This window comes from Bradyrhizobium sp. (assembly GCF_016462955.1).
In the GTDB taxonomy this organism is placed as follows: domain Bacteria; phylum Pseudomonadota; class Alphaproteobacteria; order Rhizobiales; family Xanthobacteraceae; genus Bradyrhizobium.
Genome location: NZ_JAEMSD010000458.1, coordinates 2,748 through 5,507, shown reverse-complemented (window position 1 = coordinate 5,507; position 2,760 = coordinate 2,748). Strand labels below are relative to the sequence as shown.

Annotated in this window: 3 protein-coding genes and 1 pseudogene; 2 read left to right on the top strand and 2 right to left on the bottom strand. The window is 65.9% G+C overall.

Annotation, left to right across the window (positions count from 1 at the left end; all coding sequences use genetic code 11):
* On the bottom strand, nt 1-736 hold a 736-nt coding region (locus tag JHD07_RS31565; RefSeq protein WP_291629263.1), incomplete at its 3' end, for an alpha/beta hydrolase.
* Between the two features lie 230 nt (nt 737-966).
* Here JHD07_RS31565 and JHD07_RS31560 point away from each other — a divergent pair.
* Nucleotides 967-1,431, top strand: coding sequence for an Hsp20 family protein (locus tag JHD07_RS31560; RefSeq protein ID WP_036036693.1), 465 nt, complete (start codon nt 967-969; stop codon nt 1,429-1,431).
* 156 nt (nt 1,432-1,587) lie between these two features.
* Nucleotides 1,588-2,358 carry an alpha/beta hydrolase gene (locus JHD07_RS31555; RefSeq protein WP_291629259.1) on the top strand — a complete coding sequence of 257 codons (771 nt, stop codon included), beginning with the start codon at nt 1,588-1,590 and terminating at the stop codon, nt 2,356-2,358.
* 158 nt (nt 2,359-2,516) lie between these two features.
* Here the strand turns inward: JHD07_RS31555 and JHD07_RS31550 are convergent.
* Nucleotides 2,517-2,760 (bottom strand): annotated as a pseudogene (locus JHD07_RS31550) (hypothetical protein); the annotation flags it as partial.

Sequence of the window (2,760 nt, the reverse complement as noted above, 5' to 3'; positions counted from 1 at the left end):
GCGAGGGATAATTCACGCGCTTGAAGGTGTGCATGGCGCGAAATGCGGTATCGGCCCAGGCGACCGTGGGCGAGGCCAGTCCGAGCGTCGGGTCTTCCTCCAGGATCGCGGCGTTGCGCGCATAGCGCACGGGATCGCTGGTCAAGGGATTGTTGATGAAAGGCTCGAGCCCGGTGAGGCGGTCGCTGCCGCCGGGAACATAGCGGCCGCCCTGCCCGAGCAGGCGCATCGTCTTGAGCAGCGCACGCACGGGCAACGAGGTGGTGCGCCCCGGCAGGTCGATCATCGGCGCCGACAGCACCATGCGGTCGAACCAGCGCTTGCCGGCATGTGCTACCCGCAGCAGCACCGTGCCGCCCATGGAATGGGCGAGCGCGAAGAAGGGCGGCGGGCAATCCGGCAGCACCACCTGTTGCACGAAGGTCTCGACGTCGATCTCGAAATCTGCGAAGTCGCGCACATAGCCCTTGCGCGGATCGCGCAGGCGGCGCGAGGAATGCCCCTGCCCGCGCCAGTCGATCATCGCCACCGCAAAGCCGCGGTCGCGCAAGTCCCGCACCGTCTCGAAATACTTCTCGATCTGCTCGCTGCGGCCGGTGAAGACGCAAACCGTGCCCTTGCGGCCCGCCGGCGGCGCCCAGCGCGCAAAGCGCAGCTCGGCGCCATCGGGGGTCTTGATGGTGCCGCTGACGACGTTTTCGGGGACCGGGTTGGACGGAATCGAGACCAGCGTCATTGGGCGTGCTTGGGCGGCAAGTCCTGCAAATCAAGTCCTGCGAATCAAGGGGCTAAAGCGCCGAAAAGGCGCCAATGCCGCCCTCTTGAACGCCGTCTCACCCCACCCATATCATTTTCGTGCAGGCCGCTACCAGTGTTTCGGAACCGGAACATCAGGCTGCACACAGACTAAAGCCCGGCCCGATTGGCGGGCGGGTTACCAACAGTCGCTCAATGGAGGACTTGACCATGCGTAGCTACGATCTCACCCCGTTCTATCGTTCCACCGTCGGCTTTGACCGCCTCTTCAGCCTACTCGACCAGGCCAGCTCGGACGGCAGCCCCGGCTATCCCCCCTATAACATCGAGCGCACCGGCGAGAACGCCTACCGCATCACGGTAGCGGTCTCCGGCTTTGCCAAGGATGAGCTCTCCATCGTCGCGAAGGAAAACACGCTGACGATCAAGGGCGAGAAGGTCGCGAACGAGAACTCGAAATCCGAAGTGCTGTACCGCGGCATCGCCGCGCGCGCCTTCGAGCGCGCCTTCCAGCTTGCCGACTTCGTGCAGGTGAAGGACGCCTCGCTCGAGAACGGGCTGCTTCACGTCGACCTCGTCCGCGAGATTCCCGAGGCCAAGAAGCCGCGCCAGATCGCGATCAACGCCGGCGCCAAGGCGCAAGTGATCGAGAACTCGGCCGCACAAGCCGCCTGAGCCAGACATTAGACCAAGCGACTTCCAGGTTGCGAAAACGCCCCGGTGCCCCGGGGCGTTTTTTCGTTGTGCATCACAGAGCGGTGAAGACGTGTAACGCGGCAGTATTGCCCTCCGTCCTTGGGACATCGAACCCAAACAAGACGGAGATGGATCATGTCACTCTGGCGCAGCCTTTTCGTCGCCGCGAGCCTTCTGGCGGCTCCCCTCGGCCTTGCTCATGCGCAGACCCCGCAGACGGTGAAGGCGAAGAACGTCGTGCTGGTGCACGGCGCCTGGGCCGACGGCTCGAGCTGGTCGGAGGTGATTCCGATCCTCCAGGCTGCAGGCCTGCACGTCACCGCCGTGCAGAATCCGCTGTCGTCGCTCGCCGACTCCGTCGAGGCGACCAAGCGTGCGCTGGCCGAGCAGGACGGGCCGACGGTGCTGGTCGCGCATTCCTGGGGCGGCACGGTGATCAGCCAGGTCGGCACCGACCCGAAGGTCACCGGGCTCGTCTACATCGCCGCCCGCGCGCCCGATGCGAACGAGGATTTCGTGGCGCTGTCGAAGCAGTTTCCAACCGGACCCGCGCGCGCCGGCATCGTCGAGCGCGACGGCTATACCAAGCTCTCGGAAGACGCCTTCCTGAAGTACTTCGCCAACGGCGTGAAGCCCGAGCAGGCCAAGGAGCTCTATGCCGTGCAATGGCCGACAGCGGCCTCGATCTTCGCCAGCCGCACTACGGAGGCGGCGTGGCGCTCCAGGCCGAGCTGGTACGCGGTGTCGAAGAACGACTACACCATCAACCCCGATCTCGAGCGCTTCCTCGCCAAGCGCATGAACGCCGCCACCATCGAGCTCGACGCCGGCCATCTCTCGCTGGTGTCGCATCCGAAGGAGGTTGCGGATTTGATCCTGGAGGCGGCGGGGTATCCGCGGAGCTGAGGTAATCGCCGAAATGCAAAAGGCGCCTGAATTGCTCAGGCGCCTTTTGTTTTGGCAGTTCTCTCCCCGATGTCGTCCCCGCCTAGTGCGCAATTGCGCACTAGGCGGGGATGACAGCGAGGGCGTGATCAGCACTGTCGCGTCAAACTCGCGGCGCGCTAATCCAGGCCCTGCGCTGGCGGCATCTCCTGCGTGGGCAGGATCGTCGGGGCGGGCCTGGCCTGTCCGACCGTCGGCGCGGCTGCATCAGCCGGCTTCGCCGGCGCGGCGGCGGCTTGCTGCGCCGGTTGCGGGGCCTGGGCCTGCGGCGCCATCGGCTGTGCCGGCTTGGCAAGGGCAGCCGGCGTCTCGGCACGACGCGGGGCTGCCTTGGGCAGCGGCACGGCGCGGCTTGCCACATGC

Bases quoted from the DNA above. Each gene is read 5' to 3' on its own strand.
- JHD07_RS31560 (WP_036036693.1), top strand. From the start codon at position 967: ATGCGTAGCTACGATCTCACCCCGTTCTATCGTTCCACCGTCGGCTTT.
- JHD07_RS31555 (WP_291629259.1), top strand. From the start codon at position 1,588: ATGTCACTCTGGCGCAGCCTTTTCGTCGCCGCGAGCCTTCTGGCGGCT.